This window comes from Pseudomonas serbica (genome assembly GCF_028823535.1).
GTDB lineage: Bacteria > Pseudomonadota > Gammaproteobacteria > Pseudomonadales > Pseudomonadaceae > Aquipseudomonas > Aquipseudomonas serbica.
The window spans coordinates 103,322-125,718 of sequence record NZ_JAQIYM010000005.1; the positions used below are offsets into that span (position 1 = coordinate 103,322).

At 56.1% G+C, this 22,397-nt stretch carries 17 protein-coding genes; 15 read left to right on the forward strand and 2 right to left on the reverse strand.

The window, feature by feature from the left end; translation table 11 throughout:
- Positions 1 to 432 precede the first annotated feature (432 nt).
- From NQL71_RS09520 to kdsB, 9 genes are all read left to right on the forward strand, one after another.
- A complete protein-coding gene (locus NQL71_RS09520; RefSeq protein ID WP_248686276.1) occupies positions 433 to 1,224 on the forward strand; it encodes a CPBP family intramembrane glutamic endopeptidase in 792 nt (263 codons plus the stop codon).
- Positions 1,225 to 1,464: 240 nt separating this feature from the next.
- On the forward strand, positions 1,465 to 2,259 hold the full coding sequence (locus NQL71_RS09525) for an ABC transporter permease (protein ID WP_248686277.1): 795 nt from the start codon (positions 1,465 to 1,467) through the stop codon (positions 2,257 to 2,259).
- Positions 2,260 to 2,272: 13 nt separating this feature from the next.
- Positions 2,273 to 2,926, forward strand: a complete 654-nt coding sequence (locus NQL71_RS09530; RefSeq protein ID WP_248686278.1) for an ABC transporter ATP-binding protein — start codon at positions 2,273 to 2,275, stop codon at positions 2,924 to 2,926.
- A gap of 51 nt (positions 2,927 to 2,977) precedes the next feature.
- Positions 2,978 to 4,084 carry a KpsE/RkpR family capsule polysaccharide export protein gene (locus NQL71_RS09535; protein WP_248686279.1) on the forward strand — a complete coding sequence of 369 codons (1,107 nt, stop codon included), beginning with the start codon at positions 2,978 to 2,980 and terminating at the stop codon, positions 4,082 to 4,084.
- Positions 4,077 to 5,168 (forward strand): polysaccharide biosynthesis/export family protein, encoded by a 1,092-nt coding sequence (locus NQL71_RS09540; RefSeq protein ID WP_248686280.1) that lies wholly within the window; start codon positions 4,077 to 4,079, stop codon positions 5,166 to 5,168. The genes NQL71_RS09535 and NQL71_RS09540 overlap by 8 nt, the downstream gene beginning before the upstream one ends.
- 189 nt (positions 5,169 to 5,357) lie before the next feature.
- Positions 5,358 to 9,119: an HAD-IA family hydrolase gene (locus tag NQL71_RS09545; RefSeq protein ID WP_248686281.1), complete on the forward strand. Its 3,762-nt coding sequence runs from the start codon at positions 5,358 to 5,360 to the stop codon at positions 9,117 to 9,119.
- 106 nt (positions 9,120 to 9,225) lie between these two features.
- Positions 9,226 to 10,455 (forward strand): tetratricopeptide repeat protein, encoded by a 1,230-nt coding sequence (locus tag NQL71_RS09550; protein WP_248686282.1) that lies wholly within the window; start codon positions 9,226 to 9,228, stop codon positions 10,453 to 10,455.
- Between the two features lie 65 nt (positions 10,456 to 10,520).
- On the forward strand, positions 10,521 to 11,363 hold the full coding sequence (gene kdsA, locus NQL71_RS09555; RefSeq protein WP_248686283.1) for a 3-deoxy-8-phosphooctulonate synthase: 843 nt from the start codon (positions 10,521 to 10,523) through the stop codon (positions 11,361 to 11,363).
- 31 nt (positions 11,364 to 11,394) lie between these two features.
- A complete protein-coding gene (gene kdsB / locus NQL71_RS09560; RefSeq protein WP_274642565.1) occupies positions 11,395 to 12,681 on the forward strand; it encodes a 3-deoxy-manno-octulosonate cytidylyltransferase in 1,287 nt (428 codons plus the stop codon).
- A 223-nt stretch (positions 12,682 to 12,904) separates the two neighbouring features.
- On the opposite strand, the gene NQL71_RS09565 is transcribed toward kdsB, so the two are convergent.
- On the reverse strand, positions 12,905 to 13,837 hold the full coding sequence (locus tag NQL71_RS09565) for a KpsF/GutQ family sugar-phosphate isomerase (RefSeq protein ID WP_274642566.1): 933 nt from the start codon (positions 13,835 to 13,837) through the stop codon (positions 12,905 to 12,907).
- 337 nt (positions 13,838 to 14,174) lie between these two features.
- On the opposite strand from NQL71_RS09565, the gene NQL71_RS09570 reads away from it, so the two are divergent.
- A complete protein-coding gene (locus NQL71_RS09570; protein WP_274642567.1) occupies positions 14,175 to 15,155 on the forward strand; it encodes a phosphotransferase family protein in 981 nt (326 codons plus the stop codon).
- Positions 15,156 to 15,273: 118 nt separating this feature from the next.
- Here NQL71_RS09570 and NQL71_RS09575 read toward each other — a convergent pair whose 3' ends face one another.
- Positions 15,274 to 15,576 carry a DUF6124 family protein gene (locus NQL71_RS09575; RefSeq protein WP_248686287.1) on the reverse strand — a complete coding sequence of 101 codons (303 nt, stop codon included), beginning with the start codon at positions 15,574 to 15,576 and terminating at the stop codon, positions 15,274 to 15,276.
- Positions 15,577 to 16,222: 646 nt separating this feature from the next.
- Between NQL71_RS09575 and NQL71_RS09580 the strand changes: the two genes are divergently transcribed.
- Genes NQL71_RS09580 through NQL71_RS09600 form a run of 5 tightly spaced genes read left to right on the forward strand, consistent with a single transcriptional unit; the run spans position 16,223 to position 22,387 of the window.
- Positions 16,223 to 18,256 (forward strand): capsule polysaccharide biogenesis protein, encoded by a 2,034-nt coding sequence (locus NQL71_RS09580; protein ID WP_274642568.1) that lies wholly within the window; start codon positions 16,223 to 16,225, stop codon positions 18,254 to 18,256.
- Positions 18,193 to 19,515, forward strand: coding sequence for a capsule polysaccharide biogenesis protein (locus NQL71_RS09585; RefSeq protein ID WP_077183962.1), 1,323 nt, complete (start codon positions 18,193 to 18,195; stop codon positions 19,513 to 19,515). The genes NQL71_RS09580 and NQL71_RS09585 overlap by 64 nt, the downstream gene beginning before the upstream one ends.
- Complete coding sequence (locus tag NQL71_RS09590; RefSeq protein WP_077183963.1) at positions 19,512 to 20,288, forward strand: SDR family NAD(P)-dependent oxidoreductase; 777 nt, start codon at positions 19,512 to 19,514, stop codon at positions 20,286 to 20,288. The genes NQL71_RS09585 and NQL71_RS09590 overlap by 4 nt, the downstream gene beginning before the upstream one ends.
- A gap of 4 nt (positions 20,289 to 20,292) precedes the next feature.
- Positions 20,293 to 21,801: an LTA synthase family protein gene (locus NQL71_RS09595; RefSeq protein ID WP_248686291.1), complete on the forward strand. Its 1,509-nt coding sequence runs from the start codon at positions 20,293 to 20,295 to the stop codon at positions 21,799 to 21,801.
- Complete coding sequence (locus tag NQL71_RS09600) at positions 21,791 to 22,387, forward strand: GNAT family N-acetyltransferase (protein WP_046819479.1); 597 nt, start codon at positions 21,791 to 21,793, stop codon at positions 22,385 to 22,387. Before NQL71_RS09595 ends, NQL71_RS09600 begins: the two co-directional genes overlap by 11 nt.
- Positions 22,388 to 22,397: the final 10 nt, after the last annotated feature.

Sequence of the window (22,397 nt, forward strand, 5' to 3'; positions counted from 1 at the left end):
AACACCGCCTGCCAGGCAATAATTCGAAGAAAACAGCACTACCCACACAATTCCATATTTGCGGGAGGACCACATCCCTGTGCTCAGTGTTCGCGCTATTGAAAGGACGGGTGCATCGTCAAACCGCAACTAGTACTCGGTATCCCCTTCGATTTTGAAATGCAGGATCCAGCCCCTAATCGAAGTAACCAGGGTCATAAGAGGCATCAACATCAACAATGTCACAGTGATCACGGACCAACTTGTCATATGCTTCCCCTTTTCACAGCAGGATTCAGCAGAGCACCCTTCCAACGAAGGTCAGGTACCTTTAAACATAGTCACACACTCTGTTTTACGCACTAATACACAGCACCACAATTGCAGACCCACGGCCATATCTGCCTAAATGCCCAACATTAAAGCGAGCTCACCTGAAACAAGGAAATGTTCATGCTCGTAATGCCCTGGCCCTACCTGACACTCCTCTCTGCCGGCTATGTCCTGGCGCTCACCTACGGGCAAATCACCGCCCTGGCGAGCATTCCCATCATCCTGCTGCTGCTCGCCGGACTTGCCGCCCAGCAACAACACGTGCGCTATGGCCGCTATCTAGGCCATGCCCTATTCATCCTCCTGGCCCTCACCCTGGCTTTACATTGGTGGCCGGGTTTCCAGAACGCCAGGATGATCGACCAGGAACGCTTTACCGAAAACGCCGCGCCCTTCTCGATGAACCTCAATCTGGATAAACCGTTGATAGGCTTCTGGCTGCTGCTCATATGCCCATGGATCATCGGCCGCCACTCGTTGTTGCAAGCCTTAAAGGCAGGCGCACTGTCCCTGAGCCTGACGGCAATTCTCACGCTGGGGGGAGCATGCCTGCTGGGAATCGTCGAGTGGTCACCGAAATGGCCGCCGCAAGCGTGGCTGTGGATAAACAATAATCTGCTGCTGGTGACATTAGTTGAAGAAGCGCTGTTTCGGGGTTACCTGCAAGGAGGCCTGAGCCGACGCCTCGAACACCTTCCCTACGGCGAACACCTCGCCCTGCTGATCGCTTCTTTATTATTCGGCCTGGCCCATTGGGGTGCCGGCTGGGAATGGGTATTACTGGCGACCTCGGCAGGTGCTGGCTACGGACTGGCCTATCGATTCGGCGGACTGGCCACTGCCATCGCCACCCACTTCGGTTTGAATCTGCTGCACTTCAGCCTGTTCACTTACCCAATGATGGCCACCTGAGCCATCATTCATCGAAAAAACCCCAGTCCTGATCGACCGGTCAAACCCCGACAAAATGCCCTCCCCGATGGCAAATACAGCCGATTATCGGTAGGGAACTATGCGGCTTGACTCCTGTCAGGCCGAGCGTTTAACCTCCCGCCCCACGAATGGAAGCGATCTGCCCCACATTGGCAGATAGTCCTCTGAATATGAATTCAAGCAACGCGTTTATCGCGGTGTTGTGCTGTGCGGTAAATCATGCTGAAGCCCCGCTCCTCCCTGCAAATCAAAAAGTCCGTCATTTTCGCCTTGGTATTGCGCGAAGCGCGCGCGCGTATAGGCGCGAGCCGATTGGGCGCGGTGTGGACACTGCTAGAACCGATTGCTCACCTTCTAGTCTTGAGCGTCCTGTTTGCGCTGGTTCGCGGCAGAACGGTAGCCGGCCTCGAATTTCCAGTCTTCGTACTGGTTGGACTTGCTCCGTTCCTACTCTTTCGCAACACAGCATTGCGCTTGATGGACAGCCCCAAGGAAAACCGCTCGCTGTTTGCCTACAAGCAGATCAAACCCCTCGACACCTTCATCGCCCGCGTCCTGGTGGAATTCAGCATTTCCGCCCTGGTCTACGCCATCCTGGTATTTGGCTTTGCCTGGTATGGTTTCGACATGTCGGTCAAGGCACCTATCCAATGGGTACTGACTATCCTGCTGGGCCTACTGTTTGCCTTCGGGCTGGGCATGCTGCTGGCCTTGATTGCCCATGCGATTCCGGGCGCCAAGATATTCATCCGCATGATGTTCTTCCCGCTGTATTTCATTTCCGGCGTGCTGATACCCGCGGCCTATCTGCCTCACGCGATGCTGCCTCTGTTATTGCTCAACCCATTCCTGCACTTGCTGGAACTGATCCGCGCCGAGATCTTCCCCTACTACGTGCCCGTCGATGGCGTCTCTATTGAGTACGTAGTCGCTGTCACCCTGGTTTTGCTGTTCGTATCGCTCGGCACGTACCGGGTTCGTCGGCTGCATTTGATCTCCACCAAGAACGGCTAACCGCAGGCTTACCGTGTTCGAGCTCAGAAATATCACCAAGTCGTACCTGACCCCCAAAGGGCGTCGCCATGTTTTCCGTGACCTGTCACTGAAGATCCCCGCCGATAAAAACATCGGCCTGATCGGGCGTAATGGCGCGGGTAAATCGACCCTGGTTCGCCTGTTGGGCGGTGCCGATGTGCCGGACTCCGGCACCATTGCCACCAACAAGAGCATCTCTTGGCCCGTCGGTTTGTCCGGCGGTTTCCAGGGCAGCATGACCGGTCGCGAAAACATCAAGTTCGTCAGCCGCGTATACGGTGCGGTCGGCGAAGCCATGCGTGCAAAGGTCGCCTACGTCGAAGACTTTGCCGAGATCGGCAGCTGGATTGATGAACCGGTAAAGACCTACTCCTCCGGCATGCGTTCGCGCCTGGCGTTCGGCCTGAGCATGGCCTTCGATTTCGATTACTACCTGATCGACGAAGTGATGTCGGTGGGTGATGCCCAGTTCAAGCGCAAATGCGCTGAAGTATTCGAAGAGCGCCTGAAGAAATCCAAGGTAGTGCTGGTTTCCCACAGCATGCCAGAAATCCAAAAGCTCTGTGACGTCGTGCTACTGGTGCGCGATGGCGGTGTCCAGATTTACGACGACGTCGCCGAAGGCATCAAGGCCTACAACACCTAATCAATCCCCCCTTATATCGCAGCACCGTTCCACTTCAAGGATGCATCACATATGAGCAGTATGGGTAAACTCAAGGGCTGGCGCCTGGCAATTGGCTTGGTGGTTCTGCCACTGGCCTTGGCGGCCATCTACTACGGCATGTTCGCCATCGACCGTTATGTCAGCTCCGCCCAGGTGGTGGTCCGCCAGGATGGCGGCAACCAGAACGCCGCGATGCCTGGGCTGGCCACCTTGCTGACCGGCACCAACCCAGCCTCCCGAGAGGAAACCCTCTACCTGCGCGAATACATTGTGTCGATGGACATGATGTTGCTGCTGGAAGAACGCCTGCACTGGATCGAGCAGTACGCCGCCCAACGCAACGATATTTTCTTCTGGTTGGACAAGGACGCCGAGCGTGAGGACCTGCTCGAGTACTACCAGCGCATGGTTTCCGCCCACTACGACGAAACCACCGGCCTGCTACGGGTCGAGGTACAAGCCTTTACTCCGGAATTGTCGGAGCAGATGCTGCGCGCCATCCTTGAAGCCAGCGAACATTTCGTCAACGAAGTCAGCCACAGCATTGCCCGCGAGCAAATGAATTTCGCCACGGGCGAGCTGCAAACGGCACGTACAAACTATGCCGAGCGCAAAACCGAACTGATCGACTTCCAGAATGACAACAAGGTCCTGGATGGCGGCAACACTGCTCAAAGCCGCGCCACCATCATTGCCGACCTCGAAGGCCAGTACACCAAAGAACAGGCCGTGCTCACCGAAATGCTTTACAAGTTGCTGCCTGATTCGCCGCAGGTCAAACAGCAAAAGCAGAAGGTCAGCGCCATCACCCAGCAACTGGCCAAGGAAAAACGCCTGTTGGTCTCGTCGCCCGACGGCTCCCAGCTGAACGTTGTCGCCTCGCGCTTCCAGCAGTTGACCCTGGACGCCGGCATCGCTGAAGAAAGCTACAAGACCGCAGTCGCCGCCCTCGACAATGCCCGCATCGAGGCCAGCAAGAAAATCCGCACCCTGGTCACCGTGGTGAGCCCGAACAGCCCCCAACTGGCCCTGTACCCAGAGCGCCTTTACAACCTGGCAACCATTTTGCTTGCCCTGCTCATGCTGTACGGCATAACCCGCTTCATCCTGGCTTCGATCGAGGATCACCGTGATTAAATCCCTTGTAGTCTCCCACAAGTTCAACCTGACACTGGCAGCAATAGCCCTGGCAACCCTGGGTCTGGCCGGATGCGGTGGCACCTTGTCGGGCGCCGGCCCGTACAAGGGCGATATCGAAAGCAAAAACCAGCCGTACAACTTGGTCGAAATCAACGCCAACACCATCGCCCCATACATGCGTGGTGCAGTACGCCCGATTCAATCGAGCATCGCTAAGCCAGTCGCTCCCTCTGCGCGACTGATGGCCGGTGACATTCTCAACGTACTGATTACCGACAACGCCCCCGAAGGCTCGGCACTGTTCGCCCCGCTGTCCACTGGCGGCACTCAGCTCAAGACCCGTATCGACGACCAGGGCATGATCTCCCTGCCCTACGTCGGGCGCCAGTTCGTCGCCGGCATGACGCTCAACGAAGTTGAGAACATGATCCGCAAACAGCTGAAAGGCGTGACCACCGACGTGCAGACCCATGTCGAACTGGTTGGCGATTTGTCGGGCTCTGTTCTGGTCGCAGGTGCGGTCAAATCTCCAGGCCGCTTCAGTACGCTGCAAGGCCCTCTGACACTGCTCGACGCCGTAAATCAGGCCGGCGGCCCCGTGATGGAGCCGCACTTGGTCAACGTTACCGTGCGCACTGGCAGCCAGGTTCAACAGTTCAACTATGAAGATGTACTGGCTGGCAACAACATGGTGCTACGCCCAAACTCGGAAGTGGTGCTGGACCGTGCTCGTCAGCGCTTCGTCGCAATGGGTGCAGTTGGCGAGCCAGGACTGAAAGACCTACCGAGCCAAAACACCAGCCTCTTGGACGCGCTGGGTAGTGTCGGCGGCCTGCGAGAAGCCAACGCAAACCCCGAAGGTGTTTTCGTGTTCCGCATGGGAGAGGGTACCAACCCGAAACCGACAGTACTACGACTGGACATGCGTGATCCGGCAGCGGTTTTCTACGCCCGCCAGATCATGATCAAGCCGGATGACACCATCTATGTGACCAACGCAGCGATCTACGAGTGGCAAAAGGTTATCTCGCCAGTCGTACAGACAATGCTGTTGGGACGCGCCACGGGCGCCTACAAGTAATGCTTTGAGCAAGAAAAACGTGCGACCCAGTTAGCTTGACTTACGCTCGCCTGTTAACAGGCTTTCGCAAGCAAGCTAACGAAATGTAGAACCTTTATTAACCCATGTCCGAACCATTGAGCGCCCGCTGACCTCACGAACGCTCAATAAGCTACTACGTTCACGGACCGATACTCTTCAGGATGAAAGATGCGCTTCCAGAAAGCTTTATTCATGTCAAACTTTGGTATCGACATGGGCTTGCCCGAGTTCCGGGTAGGCTCGTATGCGACCTATCTTTTGCCATTCAGCAAGGTTTTTGAAAAAGCCACTGGAGGCGAATGCAAGTTTTTGCTTGGTTCTCACACGCTCGACCTGCTCAACCGAAAAAGCAAGATTACTGAAATCAATGCAAAGAATAGTTTTGTTGTAAGAGGCAAGGAGTACGCGAGCCTGTTCGGCCTAGGGGACGATTTCCTGCTTGAAAGCTACAATGATGCATATGGCGAGAAAGAAGAGCGGTACGTCCAGTATTTCAAAAAGTTGTTTGGAGACTGGCAGCCAGACGTAATTTTTTGCTGGGAATTCCCAACAACCCTATTCAGAAGAATATTTCCGAAGGCATTGGTGTTGGACATCATGCCCGGGGCATACATGCGCCCACCTTATCCGAAAACCATTAGCGTGGACCCGGTGGGCTTGTATGCCAGTTCATTCCTTAAGAATTACGATGATTCGCAAAACTTCGACGCATTGGGCGACACCAACGAATTCCTGAAAATTCGCGATCTGTACAGCCATTACTTTAATTACGACACCGATGTGAAAGACGTAATTCTGGACCTGGTTGATCCTGCCCGCAAATTTGAAAAGTATTGGCTGGTCCCAATGCAAATCTCAGGCTATTTTGGTTTTTATGAGAATTGCAAGTACAAAGATCAGTTTGAATTCTTGACCGACGTATTAGAAAAAGCACCAAAAAACGTTGGGGTGATTGCCACCCAATATATCGGGAGTCTTGTATCTGAAAAGACCCTGAACAACCGAAATCTTGGATACATCCGAAACCTGTACCAGAATTTCCTATACAGCACTGAATTTGAGAAACTGGATAATATCTCTCAATACATTGCTCCATGGGCAGATAGCGTCATCACCGTATCCAGCACTCTTGGCTTCCAAGCACTTTTGCACGAAAAGAAGTTAATTTCTCCTTCCACGTCTCATCTTTCTTACATTTCCTCCGGATATGAGGACGACGCACGCAAACCGGACGAAAGCCTTATCGCTTCACTGTTTTGCCGTCAAAATATTCTCGTCGAAAAATTACTTAACGATGTGGATTACTTTAAAGCCATCCTTGTCGGCTTGGACGAACGTAAAAGTGACTCCGCTATTGACGTACTATCCGCACTTCCACGACCTGCAAACCTATACAAAGATTATCTGTCTTACTCTCCGTTCAGCGGAGCGGATAACCAAATCAAAAAAATGGGTGGAATCATCAGCAGCAAGAAGAATTCGCTTCGCAGCCTGATTGATCGCATCGAAAAATACGATGTTGTTTCGTTCGATATTTTTGACACCCTGCTGAGAAGAACCGTATTCAAGCCGGAAGACGTATTTGTACTCATCCAGAAAAAACTGGAAAACGAACACAAAGACTTACTTCCGACAGTCATTGTTAAGCGGTTCCCAGAATTGCGTGTCGGCTTCGAGCGCCAACTACGCAAGGAATATGACCAGCTTCATCACTCAACAGACGTTTACGCTGAAAAAAATGAAGAATTTTATAGCTTTGAAATTTACCAACGCATGCTGGCAGCATTCGGACTGCACGCAGACCTCGCCGATCGGTTGCTAAATATTGAGCAGGAGGTTGAATTTTCCGTTCTTGAAGCTCGTTCGCTCGGTAAAGCTCTTTACGACGTCGCTATCGCGAAAGGAAAGCGCGTCCTTCTCATTTCCGACTTCACTCATACCGAATCTTTTGTGAACGAGGCAATCACCCAAGCCGGATACGTCGAACATGAGAAGTTGTACGTATCTTCTGAGATAGGCTTGAAGAAACACTCAGGGAATCTATTCAAGCATGTTATCGCCGACCTCGACATAAAACCTGAGTCTATTCTCCACATTGGCGACAACTCTACAGGCGATTTTCTGCGCGCCATTAATAACTCCATATTCCCAACCAAAATACTCTCAACCCGAGAGCGCATCAATCAGGTGTTTAAAAATCGCAAAATTGACCTTACTGTCTTCGATCAAAGCTTTTACTTGCGCACTGCGGCCAACTTGTACGCAGAAGAATACTACGATGCGCTATTGGTGGCCGGCGACAAGCCCGTAGACAGCGCAAAGGAAAAACGTGATCTGTTTTCGACGCCTGGAGAGTTTGGTTTCTTGGCGATAGGTCCTGTTATCTATGAATTTACGAAGTGGATTCTCGACAACGCACTTGAGAAAAAATGTAAAAAAGTACTATTTTTTGCCCGTGACTGCTTCCTGCCATATGAAGTTGCTAAAAGGCTCGTACAAAGCATCGAAAAGTATCGCGACCTGCAACCAGTCTATCTGGCGGTTTCGAGAAAGGCACTGACATGCCTGAACCTTCATCAGCCCGATGATTGCTTCAAGGTACGAATTGACGATTTCTCTCGCCATCAGACGCTGGCGGAGCTTCTCAGCAGTCGATTCCGAATTGATGCCAGTCGCGTCGGTGAAAAGCATCTTAAGAAGTGGAATATTGACGGCGTACAGACTTTGATCAAAGACACCACCCTTGGCGCAATCTACGGGTTGGTTCATGAATATCTTAAAGATGACTGGAAAGCATGGGACGATGTAAACGGCGTTTCTAAAGATGCATTCAGAGCTTACCTCGAAGAAAACGACGTAAATGGCGCTGACGATGTTGTTGCCGTCGACTTTGGCTATAAAGGTTCGGCACACTCCGTCGTGTCCGAATACTTCTCAAACAAGTTCATTCCACTGTTCTTCATGACTTACAATGGAGAGATGGGCAATGATCCTTATCCAGACGCGAAAGCCTACCTATTCAATAACATGAATGTGAGGCATAAGACCTGCACCCCGCTTATTTCTCACAACTTGATAATCGAAACGATAATTAATGAGCCATTAGGCAGTCTTAGTGCGTACAAATTGATTGACGGCCAGGTATATCTTGAGCGCGAAGAATTTGAAAGTGACATGCACAAGGCGAAAATCAGAGCCATTCATAACGGCGTACTGAACTTTAGTGACCTGTGGATTCAGAAAATCGAACCCCTTGACGCCACTATAAAACTGGAAAGTAACTCGGCCACTTACTTAATGACCCAGTTCTTCTCATACCCAGAGAACATTGACCTTGAGATTTTGAGAGGACTTGTTTTCGACAACGCATTCGCAGGAGCTGACAACACGTACATCCTTTCTCCACGCGGAGCGAATGAAAAAGACATCTGGAAAGAAGGCTTGACGCTCGTTAAGAAAAACGCAAAACCGACAAACGCTGTGTCTGCCGCTGCGACTAACGTAAAAAACATCACAACTGCAATAGTCAAAGCAACCGCCCCTATTGTTAAGGCCGCTACCTCGACCCCTAAGGCGGAAGCTCCCGCAAAATCAGCGGCTCCGAAGGCTCCAGCGCCAGCGGCGAACCAGACCCCATCGAACCCGAAACCAACGCAGGCCCAACCCAAACCTGCTGCGCCTCCTGCGTACACTGGCGAAAAAAGCTATAAATCAGTAAAATCGCTGCATCGATCACAATTCTTGCACGCTCTTTCTTCAATCGCGTTCCCCGATAGAAGCTGTACGATTGATCAAGAGTTGATTAGCCTAGTTACGTCAGAAGGCAAAAACCATGTTGCAATAAAATTCTTGAAGGCAAATGGTGGAATTTGGAGTTCAAAACTCTCATTGAAAGACAAAGTCTATCTATCAGCCTTCGGCAGTAAATAACTAAAATCGGGTATGCGCAGCACGAGTTGCGCATACTCGGCTGATAGAAGTTACGCGAATACTTCTGTCAGAGCCGAGAGCAACTCGCCTCCAACCATGATAAAAAATGAATAAATCTATAATTAAATCTTCAAGTCATTTTCAGTTTATCGAATGCAAAGGGGCGGATACAGTAACTGTTATTTTTGCCGCCAGAAATGATCGCCCACCAAAGTTTACTTTCTGGAAAGCCGGAAACGCGCTCGACTCTCATGTTATTTTCCTCAATAGCGACGTACCTCAGTGGTATCGAGCTGGAGTACCTGGTATTTCAGGCGGAATTAGAGGCGCCGTTAAATCCATCCAAGATTTCAAGAATGAAGTAGGTGCCAAGCGACTCGTAATGACTGGTAGCAGCATGGGCGCATACGGGGCCTTGTTATACGGTTCTATGGCTAAAGCCGACCAAGTTCTAGCCTTCGGCGTTGAACCTATCCTCGGTGTACCTGGCGGAAAGACCGATATCACTCGGAACCATTTGCAATACGTCTACCCAGACTTAACAAGTCTTCACCTCCCCCCCACCACCGTCTACTATGGCGGAATGGACATCAACGATATTCTCGGCGCATGGTTACTCCACAAGCGAAAGCGCGCTGATATCATCTGCATCAAAGAGTCGCAACATGATAGTCCAGACTTTCTTAGTCGAAAGCAACGCTTGAACATCGTTTTTAATGACTTGGTTCAAGGTAACAAAATCAGTAACTTCGAGTATGCTGCAGGCGACGCAGGGGATGACAAAATCGTTCATTTCCTGTGGGAGTTAAACAATCTACTTGTTGAAAAAAACTGGCAGGAAATTGGAAAGCGCATAAAATCGCAACCTCTGATTGCACTAGACAGCCCTTTAATTCAGTACCTTCAGGGCATCGCTAATTTCCGAAACAACGATATGAATGGTGCACTTGAAACACTCGAGCAGATGACATCACATACTCCAGGATTCTGGGAAGCGTGGATGAATCTCGGCGCCGTGAACCTGAAGCTCGGGAATTTCGACAAGGCGATAAAATCTTGCTGGAACGCGGTTAAGTTACGCCCTCATCGATCTATCGCCCATGTTCAGCTTTCACACGTTTATACGAAAGTAGGTATGAACGAGCAGGCGTTTGATCACGCTGAATGGGCATGCAAGCTAAACTATTCCAGGCCTGAATATTTCGACAATCTAGCGAAAATTGCGGACATCGTAAAACGTCCAGTTCCCGAGAAAAACATTCTAGAGTTAAATTATGATAAAAATGTTAAGGCCGCTCAAGAGAAGTTCTCTGATTACGAGTTGAAGTTTTCATGAGGTTGACTCCTCCTTTTCGTTAACCTCCGCTCGATTTTTGCTATGGAAGCATATTAGGTTTAAAAATGATCAAAATCACTCCAACGATAGAATGCTCTAATACCTCTCCCTTCGTCCTTTTTGGCGGCATCAACGTCCTTGAATCCCTGGACCTAGCCCTGACCGCCTGCGCCGAGTACGTGCGTGTCACCGATAAACTGGGCATTCCTTATGTCTTCAAGGCCAGCTTCGATAAAGCCAATCGTTCGTCCATCCACTCCTATCGTGGCCCTGGCATGGAAGAAGGCCTGCGTATTTTCGAAGCGGTTAAAGCTGAGTTCGGTGTGCCGGTGATTACCGACGTGCACGAAATTGAACAGTGCGCACCTGTCGCTGAAGTGGTCGATGTGCTGCAACTGCCTGCATTCCTGGCCCGTCAGACCGATCTGGTAGTGGCTCTGGCCAAAACCGGCAAGCCCGTGAACATCAAGAAACCTCAGTTCCTGAGCCCTTCGCAAGTGCAGAACATCGTGCACAAGTTCAAGGAAGCCGGTAACGACCAGTTGATTCTGTGCGATCGCGGCACCTGCCTGGGTTATGACAACCTGGTTGTGGACATGCTGGGTTTCGGCGTGATGAAGCGTACCTGCGCGAACCTGCCGATCATTTTCGACGTTACCCACGCACTGCAACAGCGTGATCCGTCGGGCGCAGCATCGGGTGGTCGCCGTGAGCAGGTCGTTGAACTGGCACGTGCCGGTATGGGTGTTGGCCTGGCCGGGCTGTTCCTGGAAGCTCACCCGAACCCGGACCAAGCCAAGTGCGACGGTCCAAGCGCCCTGCCGCTGGATCAACTGGAGCCGTTCCTGGCGCAGATCAAGGCACTGGATGACCTGGTCAAATCGTTCCCGCCACTGAACATTGCCTGAAGCCAAGTCTGTTGAAACAAGGATTGTGAAGATGGCAAGTACAGAACAACGGGTCGCGATTGTCATTCCGGCCCGCTACGGTTCGACCCGCCTGCCGGGCAAGCCGCTGGCTGATATTGCCGGCAAGCCGATGGTGCAACACGTTTACGAACGCGCCCTGCAAGTCGGCAATGCTCATGTGGTGGTGATCGCCACCGACGACGAGCGCGTTGCAAAAGCGGTGCGAGCGTTCGGTGGGGAATGCGTGATGACCTCGCCGGATCACCCGTCCGGTACCGACCGCCTGGCCGAAGTCATGGCGCTGATCGACGCGGATATCTACATCAACCTGCAAGGCGATGAGCCGCTGGTGCGTCCAGCGGACATCGAGGCGCTGGCTGCGGGCATGCTCGCTGATGCGAACGTGAAGGTCGGTACTTTGTGCCACCCGATCGAAGCGCACGAAGCCGGCAACCCCAACACCGTAAAAGTGGTGTTGGCCAATAACGGGAACGCGTTGTACTTCAGCCGTTCGCCGATTCCGTACCCACGAGACGGCGAAGTCGCGCACTACCTCAAGCATGTCGGTGTCTATGGTTATCGTCGCGATGTGCTGGCCGACTACAGCAGCCTGCCACAGCCGATGCTGGAGCATGCGGAGAAACTCGAGCAACTGAGGCTGATGGCAGCGGGTTATTGCATTCGGGCGTACCAGGTCGAACCGACCGGCCCGGGCGTGGACACCCCAGAATGCCTGGAGCAAGTGCGGGCGCTGATGAGCGGGCTGGCCCCTGCGCCACAACCGACTCTCAACGACATTCGCCTGGTGATTACCGATGTGGATGGCGTGCTCACTGACGGCGGCATCTACTACGACGCCACGGGTGAATGCCTGAAGCGTTTCCATGTGCGTGATGGCATGGGCATGCGGTTGCTGGAAGAAAACGGCGTGCGGGTGGCGGTGTTGTCGGGGCGTGATTCGGCGACTCTGCGCAAGCGCGTGGCTGACCTGGGCATTACCCTCTGCCAGTTCGGCGTGAAGGACAAGCAGGCGGCCTGCAACCAGTTGATGGCTGAAGCCGGTGTCAGCGCCGCGCAAACGGCATGCATTGGTGACGACTGCATCGACCTGCCGGCTTTCGCGGCGTGCGCCTTGTCGTTTGCAGTGGCGGATGCGCCAGTGTATGTGAAAGCTGCTGCCACCCACGTATTGGATGCAGCCGGCGGTACCGGTGCGTTCCGTGAAGTGGCGGACAGTATTCTGTTTGCTCAAGGCAAGGATGCGGTACTGGGCACTGCGGCGGGTTATGCGCAGGTGATGGCGAAGATGGCGCAGTAAGCCGACGAGTCATTCATGGAAAAGAAATACGGGGCCGATGTTGGGCCCCGTTTTCGTTTGTGCAGATCGACATTTTGGCTACGCGGGACGCAGCGCTTTCACGCCCGATGGGTAGTAACAGCTGATGTCGATGGCGCCCTTTCGGGCGCTTTCGCTGGCAAGCCAGCTCCTACAGGGATCCCGTGGGGTCGTAGGAGTTTGCGGTTCCAGGTGGCTGGCAGTATCAGTCGAAGATTTCGACCACGCCTACGACAGCGTTTTCGCTATTGGTAACGGCCAAGGCACGGATCTTGTTGTCGAGCATGTAGGCTTCCGCTTCCGACAGCTGCGAATCATCCTTGATGGTGTGAGGGTTGGCGGTCATGAAGTGGGCGACGGTGGTGTGGATCACGCCTTCGTTTTCCAGCAGTGCACGACGCAGGTCGCCGTCGGTGACAATACCGACCAGTGCGCCCTCCTCCATGACCACGGTCAGGCCCATGCGACTTTGGGTCATCACCAGCAAGCAGTCGTGAAAGCTGGTGGCCGGAGTGACGATGGGTGCTGGCGTGTGCATGACGTCGCTGACGCGGGTCAGCAGCTTACGACCCAGGCTGCCACCGGGGTGGTAGCGGGCGAAGTCCATCGGCTTGAATTGAATGGCTTCGATCAAGGCCACCGCCAGGGCATCGCCCATGGCCATGGTCGCCAAAGTGGAGGTGGTCGGCGCCAGGTTGTTTGGGCACACTTCTCGCTCGACGGAGATGTCCAGCCAGATATCCGCGTGCTTGGCCAGGGTCGACTTTCCGTTGCCGGTCATAGCGATGATTTTGTTGCCGAAGGACTTCAGGCTTGGAATCAGCTTGATCAGTTCTTCTGTCTCGCCGCTGTAGCTGATGAGGATCAGCACGTCGATCGGCTTGAGCATGCCCAGGTCGCCGTGGAAGGCTTCAGCCGGGTGCAGGAAGAAACTCGGGGTGCCGGTGGAGGCGAAGGTCGCGACCATCTTTTGCCCGATCAGACCGGATTTACCCATGCCGCACACGACGGTGCGACCTTTGCAACCGAGAATCAGTTCTACTGCACGCTGGAATTCGCCATCCAGGCGCTCCGCCAGCTGACTGATTGCTTGCGCCTGGGCAAAGAGCGCTTCTTTGGCAATTGGGAGGTGATTCATGGGGGGACCTTATCGTTCCTTGATTTTGAAGGCGCGTATGGTAACGGCTCAATGCTAGTCATGGAACGTCATTGGACTTCCGTCTGTAGGAAATTTCCCAAAAGCATCGCGTTGCGCGCCAGATAATTGGCAATCACTGATTGGAATCCGTACTATCGCGCCCCTTCTGGTCAACTGTTACAGAAAGTGGGTATGGATCGTGCCGCCTTCACTGCTGTGTCAGGCAAAAATGGATGATTGTTTACAGTTGGAACGCATGGGTACCGAATCAAACACCGCAACACTCGCCAGCGGCAGGACTGTATTTTGGTTAAGCCACGCCACACTGGAAAAGCGCTTGAGCTTTCTCCTGCCAGGGTATCGGGCTGACGGGTTCAGCATTGTCACCACCGACCTGGCGTCCAATGCCTCGTTCGTCAGCTACGTGCGTCATCATCGGCTGACCGATCTCGCCACCGGCGCAACGCAGGATGTGATCGAGAAGTCGATTCGCAAAACGCTTTTTATCACCAGTTTGGAGTCACGCTTTTATCGAGAGCGCAACGTGCTCAACGCAAGCGTTCACTTCAAGCACCCACCTTGCCTGGGCGTGATTGAAACGCCGTTGGAAAGCCTGATTTTTACCGGATACGTACAAGGCCGTCCGCCAGCCATGTCGTCTATCGCAAAGACCGTGGCGCCGGGCATTGCCGAGATCGAGGCCCTGTCCAGTCGTTATCTTGGCTTCGCGCCTTGGTGGCAGGCACCCAAGTTCTGGACCATGGATTTTTTTCGGCCGTGGTATCTGCTGCGTTCGCGCTTCAATTACGAGCGTTATTTGCACACCCTTGAAGAGTTGGCCCGAGACGATGACCGTTTTGCCGACCTGCCCCGCCGACTTCGCGCGTTGCGGCCGATGTTGCGCCGTGCAGCCAATGGGGCAAAAAACAGTCAGCGCTGTTTTTGTCATATGGATTATTTGCGCAAGAATTTTTTCCTGTCGCCCCAAGGTCTGCAAATGATCGACTGGAGCGAGTTCAAGGTCGGGCGTGTTGGATTCGACGGTGGCTCCTACCTGAGTGCGGTGTTCAGGCGCAGCGACATGGAACGCTTTGTCACAGTGCGCGAGGAGTTCCTGGCGACCTATCTAGAGGCTCTGGACACTCGAATCGACCAGCAGCAGGCGTTGCGCAACTTGAATTACTTTTTTCTGCAGAATTCCCTCTGGCATTTCCTGCGGCCCAAGACCATTGCTGACTATCAGCGACGGGGTAAGCTGGAGCTGTTGCTTCAGAAGTATGAGTATTTGTTGGCGCTGCCGTTGATTTCGGGCCGTTAGGCGAGTCGATACGCAAGTTCGTTGTTTGGGATGAGGACGCCTTCGCTGGCAAGCCAGCTCCTACAAGGGGGGTCATTGTCGGGAGGGCGTCCTCATGCCTGAGGCTTTGCGTGCTTGATCACCCTTGCGGGTCGAGATTATCCAGCGCGCGATTCACCGCCATGTCGGCCAGCATGATCACCTGCTGGATACCCAGCAACATGCTGCGCTGTGGCCCATCCACGAATGTTGCGAAATCAGTGGCCATGACACTGGCGGACGCCAGGGATTCGCAGGCGTGCGCCAGCAACGTTTCGGTGTCGATACCCGGGGCTATTAGGAACATCGTGCTGGGATTGTGAGGCGCGCTGGATTTGAGGATCGCGGGTTTCAGGTGGGGGTCGATTTGAGGTTCGGGGGGATTGGGGGAAGGTTTGGGCATGGTGGAGCTCCGTTTGAAGGTAATTGCTGCGCCATTCGGTTCCAAGCGAAGGGAGGCAGCTGTACGCAGGTTGGAACCCGGGGAAAACGGAATACCCGGCAGACGCTAAGGTCTCCCGCGCACAGCCACCATAACGGAGTGCACACATTGAAAGTGCGCAAGCATACGTCATGAAAGGCGTTTTTGCGTCGTTTACGCGTCAGGGTTCCAAGCCTGGCCACTGATTTGGCAGCGGCGGACAAAGGCTAGAGATGCTGCTTCCTAGGGACAACCTGAAAAGTTTGTCGGATGTTTCTTGAGGAGATGTGTGAATCTGGGTGAGATGGTTGGCTGGGTGGACGCCTTCGCTGGCAAGCCAGCTCCTACAAGGGTGTGTAAGCCGTTTGATTGGTTTATTTGCGGTTGTCAATCGCGCTGTTAGCTACAGGTATGCCGCTCATCGGGCCGTTGAGTGGAGGGTCTGCAGGTGTTTGATGGAATCTCCATTTATGTGAAAAAGTCGTCAGTTTCTTCGTACTTTTGTGAATGGTTACCATCTGTTTGTATTATCATTCGAGCCAAATTTCATTGAGCATTTCCTCCAGGCACACGCATTGATGCATGCCTGAGCGAAGAGTGCGCCCGTCATGGATACCCGCTGTTTTTTATGGACAATGCTGCTCCACCGCGTCGCTCTTTGCTGATTCTGTCTAAAGGTGCGCAACAGATCCCTACCCTCCCCGCCTTGCTGCCTGAGTATCGGCTGCTGTGTGGAGCTGTGGGCGACATTGCCCGGGCCGATGACGTGTTGGCGTGGGGACGCAAACCCAGCGCGTTGCGTGCCAAGGCGGCTGCCGACGCTGCCGGGTTGCAGCTGATTACGGTCGAAGACGGTTTTTTGCGTTCGGTGGGCCTGGGGGCGGAAGACCCGCCGCTGTCGCTGGTCGTCGACCCGCTGGGCATCTATTACGACGCCAGCAGCCCTTCTCGCCTCGAACAACTGATTCCCCTGCCGCTGACCCAAGCCCAGGTGTTGCGAGCGCGTGCCTTGCAGGCAAGTTGGTGTGAGGAGCGTGTATCCAAGTACAACGGCGCGCGGATCGAGGCCTGTGTGTTGCCGCAGCCTTGCGTGCTGGTGGCCGATCAGACCCGCGGCGATGCCTCGTTGCAAGGCGCTAGTGCCACCGATTTCCAGCGCATGCTTGACGCCGCGCTGGCCCGTCACCCGCAGTGCACGGTGGTGGTCAAGGTGCACCCGGACGTGGTGGCCGGGCGCAAGCAGGGGCACTTTGATCTGGCGGCGTTGCGCAAGCAGCCACGGGTGCAGGTGATCAGCGATAACGTGCACCCCGCCGAGCTGCTCTCGGCCGTGCAGGCGGTGTACGTGATGACTTCGCAACTGGGCTTCGATGCCCTGTTGTGGAACGTGCCGGTGCACACTTTTGGCATGCCGTTCTTTGCGGGCTGGGGCCTAACCGTGGATGCGTTGCCCGCGCCTGAGCGACGTCAGCCCGTCAGTCTTGAGCAATTGCTGCATGCCGCGTTGGTGGAATACCCGCGTTACGTCGACCCGGAGACGGGCGCGCCATGCCAAGTGGAGACCGTGCTGGCGTGGTTGGGTTTGCAGCGACGGATGCGCAGTCGTTTACCGCAAAACCTGCACATGGTCGGCTTCAGCAAGTGGAAACAGCCGCTGGTGCAGGACTTTTTCAACGGCTCATCCGCTCAGTTTGCCCGGCCTTCCAGACGTTCGAAGACCCCGACAGCGGTGGTGACCTGGGGCTGCCAGCACGATTCAGCCGTTGCCGAACAGAACAACACCCGCCACCTCGGCCGCGTCGAAGACGGCTTCCTGCGCTCCGTCGGCCTGGGCGCAAAGAAAACCCGCCCCTTGTCCTGGGTGTTCGACGACTTGGGCATTTACTACGACGCCACCCGCCCTTCGCGTCTGGAACACATCTTGCAAAACGAGCCCTGTGCACCGGGCTTGTTGCAGCGGGCAGCGGCCTTGCGTGAAGCGATCTGCGCGGCGGGCGTGACCAAGTACAACCTGCCCGGCACGCCGTGGAAACGCCCTGCCGGTGTCGAGCGGGTGATTCTGGTGCCGGGCCAGGTGGAGTCCGACGCGTCGATTCGTTATGGCGCGCACCGGATCCGCCGCAACCTGGATTTGCTCAAGGCAGTGCGCGAGCGTCATCCGATGGCGTGGCTGTTGTACAAGCCGCACCCGGAAGTATTGGCCGGTACCCGCGAGGCCGGCGTAGACGAAGAACGCACCAGCGACTGGTGCAACCAGGTGGTGGGTGATGTGCCGTTCCACTCACTGTTGTCCGAGGTCGACGAGGTGCATGTGCTGACTTCGCAATCAGGCTTCGAAGCTTTGTTGCGCGGCGTGCCGGTGACCACTTACGGCCAGCCGTTCTATGCCGGTTGGGGCTTGACCGAGGATCGTGATTTAAGCCCGGACGTCCAGGCGCGCCGCACCCGGCGCCTGAGCCTGGACGAGTTGGTGGCCGCGACGCTGATCCGCTACCCGACCTATGTCAGCCGCATCACCCGAAAATTTACTACTCCTGAACGAACGCTAATCGAGATCCAGAACTGGGATGAAGTACCAACGCAAGGAAGAACTCCAACATGGCGAGAGATGATTCAGCGTTTGCTCCTTACGGTTTTGAAACCACGCCTCAGGAAATCCTAGTTCCCCGTCAACGCTCTCTGCGTCCGGTGCCGGTCAAGCCGCGCAACTCGTTCCTGTTTTTGCAGGGCGTCAGTTCGCCGTTTTTCGCGCGCCTGGCCCAGGCCTTGCGCAACGAAGGACAGCGGGTCAAGTCCGTCAGCTTCAACATGGGCGATACCCTGTACGGCAGCGGTGCGCGGGTGTTTTATTCGGCGCGCCCCGAGCAACTGGCGGACTTCTACAGCCACTGCTTCAAGGCGGAGCACATCACCGACGTGGTGCTGTTCGGCGACTGCCGGCCGGTGCATCAACCGGCGGTGACGCTGGCCAAGTCGCTGGGGATCCGCGTGCACGTGTTCGAGGAAGGCTACTTCCGCCCCTACTGGATCACCCTTGAGCGCAACGGCGTGAACAATCACTCGCTGCTGCCGCGGGATCCGGAGTGGTATCGCGAGGTGGGCAAGTACATCCCGCGTTATCACAATGGCAACGAGTTCCGCCTGTCCTTTGCCTCCCGGGCCCTGCACGACGTGATGTACCACGTCGGCGGCGCGTTGAACAAAGTGGTGTTCCCGCATTACAAGACTCACGCGCCGTTCAACGCGGCGGTGGAGTATGCGGGCTACATTCGCCAGGGCATTCGCCTGCTCAATGCCAAGGGTCGCGATTCCGAGGTGATCAGTGAGGTGGCGCGCAATCGTCACCGCACCTTCCTCTTGCCCCTGCAGCTGGACAGCGATGCGCAGATCCGCGATCACTCGCCGTTCCGCCACATGAAGGATGTGCTCAAGCACGTAATGGGCTCGTTCGCCCGCCATGCCGCCGGCGATACGCGGCTGGTGGTGAAGAACCATCCGCTGACCCCCGGCATCATCAATTACCAGCGCATCACCCGGCGCATTGCCCACAAGCTGGGCATCGCCGATCGCGTGGACTTCCTCGAAAGCGGGCACATGCCGACGCTGCTGTCCCACGTCGCCGGCGTGGTCACGGTCAACAGCACCGTGGGCGGCTCGTCGCTGATGCACAACGTGCCGACCATCGCCCTCAGCGACCCGATCTACAACCTCAAGGGGCTGACCCACCAGGGCGGCCTCGACGCGTTCTGGGATCACCCGGAACCACCTGACTCCACGCTCTTTCAACGCTTTCGCAGCACGGTGATTCATACCACCCAGGTCAACGGCGGCTTCTATACCCGCTGTGGCATCGACATGGCGGTGAATAATTCCCTGGAAGTGTTGATGGCCAAAACCTCGAAGATCGAACAGTACCTATGACGCTGCACAAGTCTCCACGCTGCATTCTCATCACCGGTGCCACAGGCGGCATCGGTGGTGCCCTGGCGCCTGCCTATGCGGCGCCGGGGGTGACCTTGATCCTGCAAGGCCGACGCCTGGACCGCCTGGAAGAAATGGCCGCGCAATGCCGCGCCCTGGGTGCCCGGGTGTTGCTGCAGCCGCTCGACGTCCAGGACCTGGAAGCCTTGCGGCGGTGGATTGGCGAGATCAGCGTGAGCGAGGCGCCGGACCTGATCATCGTCGGCGCCGGGGTCAACACCTCCACCGGCGACAATGGCGAGGGTGAAATCTGGGAGTTGTCCCAGGCGCTGATCGAAATCAATGTGCTGGCGGCCCTGGCCACGGTGCAGGCGGCGTTGCCGTTCATGCGCGCGCGCAAGTCCGGGCAGATCGCCCTGTTCAGTTCCCTGGCCGGCTGGCGCGGGCTGCCCGCCACCCCGAGCTACAGCGCCAGCAAGGCGGCGATCAAGGCCTACGGCGAAGCCATGCGCGACCTGGTGGCGGCGGACGGCGTGCAGGTCAATGTGATCATGCCCGGCTATGTCGAGTCGAAAATGTGCTTTGAAATGCCCGGGCCCAAACCCTTGCTCTGGGCCCCGGACAAAGCCGCGCGAAGAATCCAGCGTGGCCTGGCGGCGAACCAGGCGCGGATCAGTTTTCCGTTCCCGCTGAACCTCGGATGCTGGGCCCTGGGGGTTATCCCGCCACGGCTGTCGTCGATCATTTTGCGGTGGCTGGATTACGGTGCCTGATGTGTTGAGTAGTGCGTTTGGCCTGGTGCTTGTGCTCGGGTTTGTCCTGTCGTGTGCCTTCGAAAAACTGCTGGTGCCCTGCCCCGGCTGGCGTCGCCCGCTGCGCGCCTGGCTGCTGCATGCCGGCGCCTGGGCGTTCGCCGTCGGCTTGCTGTACCTGATCACCGGTCGCGCCTGGTTCAGCGGAGTGAACGTGCTGGCCCTGTGGCTGTTGATCGTGCTGGTGAGCAATGCCAAATACCATTCGTTGCGCGAGCCCTTCGTCTGCGCCGACTTCGAATACTTCAGCGATGCGGTGCGTTATCCGCGCCTGTACCTGCCGTTTTTCGGTATCGGCAAGGCCATTGGCCTGGCGGTGTTGTTTGTCATCTATCTGGGTTGCGGGCTGTATTTCGAACCGGTCGGCGCCAACGCCCGCGCCGTGGCGACCGGCACCTTGCTCGGTGGCCTGGCGCTGCTCTGGCTGGGCGGGTTGAAGCCGCTGCAACCGACGTTCGACGCCGCCCTCGACCTGGGTCGCTGGGGCCTGGCGGGCAGTTTGTGGACGTACTTTTTTGCTGCCCGGCGTCCTGTGGCGCTGGCGTCGTTGAACTCGCCGTTCCTTGGCGAGGAGGCGCGCCCCATGGCCGATACCGTCCTGGCGGACCTGGTGTCGGTGCAGAGCGAATCGTTTTTCGATGCGCGCCGCGTGTGGCCCGGCATTCGTGGGCAGGTCCTCAGCCAGTTCGACACCTTGCGCGCTGAAGCGCTGGCCCAGGGCCGGTTGCAGGTGGCGGCCTGGGGGGCGAATACGGTGCGGACCGAGTTCGCCTTCCTGACCGGCATCAAGGTCGACCAACTCGGCGTACACCGCTTCAACCCCTATCGCCACCTGGCGCGCCAGGGCGTTGCCAGCATCGCCCTGGAACTGAAAAGCCGTGGTTACCGCACGGTGTGCGTGCATCCTTATGTGGGCAGTTTCTACGGTCGAGACAAGGTATTGCCGGCACTGGGCTTCGACGAATTCATCGACGTGCGCAGCTTCACCGAGCAGCAGAAGGCCGGGCCGTTTATCGGTGACTGCGCGGTGGCCGACAAGATCCGCGAACTGCTCGATGCCCCGGGCCGCACGCAGCCGTTGTACATCCATGCCATCACCATGGAGAACCACGGGCCGTTGCACCTGGAAAGCGTCGCGGCGGACGATCTCGGACAATGGTTCGACCGCCCTTTGCCTGATGACCTGCGCGACCTCGCCCCGTACGTGCGCCACCTGGGCAACGCCGACCGCATGCTCGGCCAGTTGCGCGAGCACATGCTGGCGCGCGGCACGCCGACCGGGCTGTGTTTCTTCGGTGACCATGTGCCGATCCTGCCCGACGTCTATGCCGCCCTGGGTGAGCCGGATGGCGATACCGAGTACTTCATCTGGTCCAATACCACGCATGGCGCCAGCGCCCCTGCGAACCTGGGCGTCGAGCACCTGGCCAAGGCGTTTATCGATCACCTGGCGTCGGCACGCGATGCAGCGTGAGCCGGTGCAGATCGTCCTCGCCTCGAATACATCGGAGCGCACGCCTGCGATTGCACGCTGGATCACCTCGGGGCGCGGCTCGCTGAAGTTCATCCTCGGCGACGAGGATTGCCGACACCGCCTGTTGGCGGACGGGATCAATTGGGACCGGGTGTTGCTTGCCTATCGCAGTGATGGCGCCGTCGGCTATGCGACGTTCAAACACCATCGACGCGGGCCGTTTTCACCAGGCCTTCGGCCCTTCGTACGGGAGTTCGGCCGTTTGGGCGGCACGCTGCGCTACGGGCTGTTCATGATCAGCGAGTGCCGCGAGTGGTACTACGGGTTTTACCTGTACGGCTTGCGCGTTCACAAAGTCGACCGCCGCCAAGGTGTCGCCAGCGCCTTGCTGCAGGCGGTGTGTGCGCGGGCGCTGGACAGCGAGCATGAAAAAATCGAGCTGGAAGTGCAGGCGAAAAACCTTGCCGCCCGGGCGTTTTATGCCCACCACGGTTTCGTGTCGATACGCACCATGAGCTGGCTCAGCCGCCTGATGCCGATTCCCACCGTGATCAACCTGCGCCGTCTGTTGTCGCCCCGCCCATGAGTGCCCACGA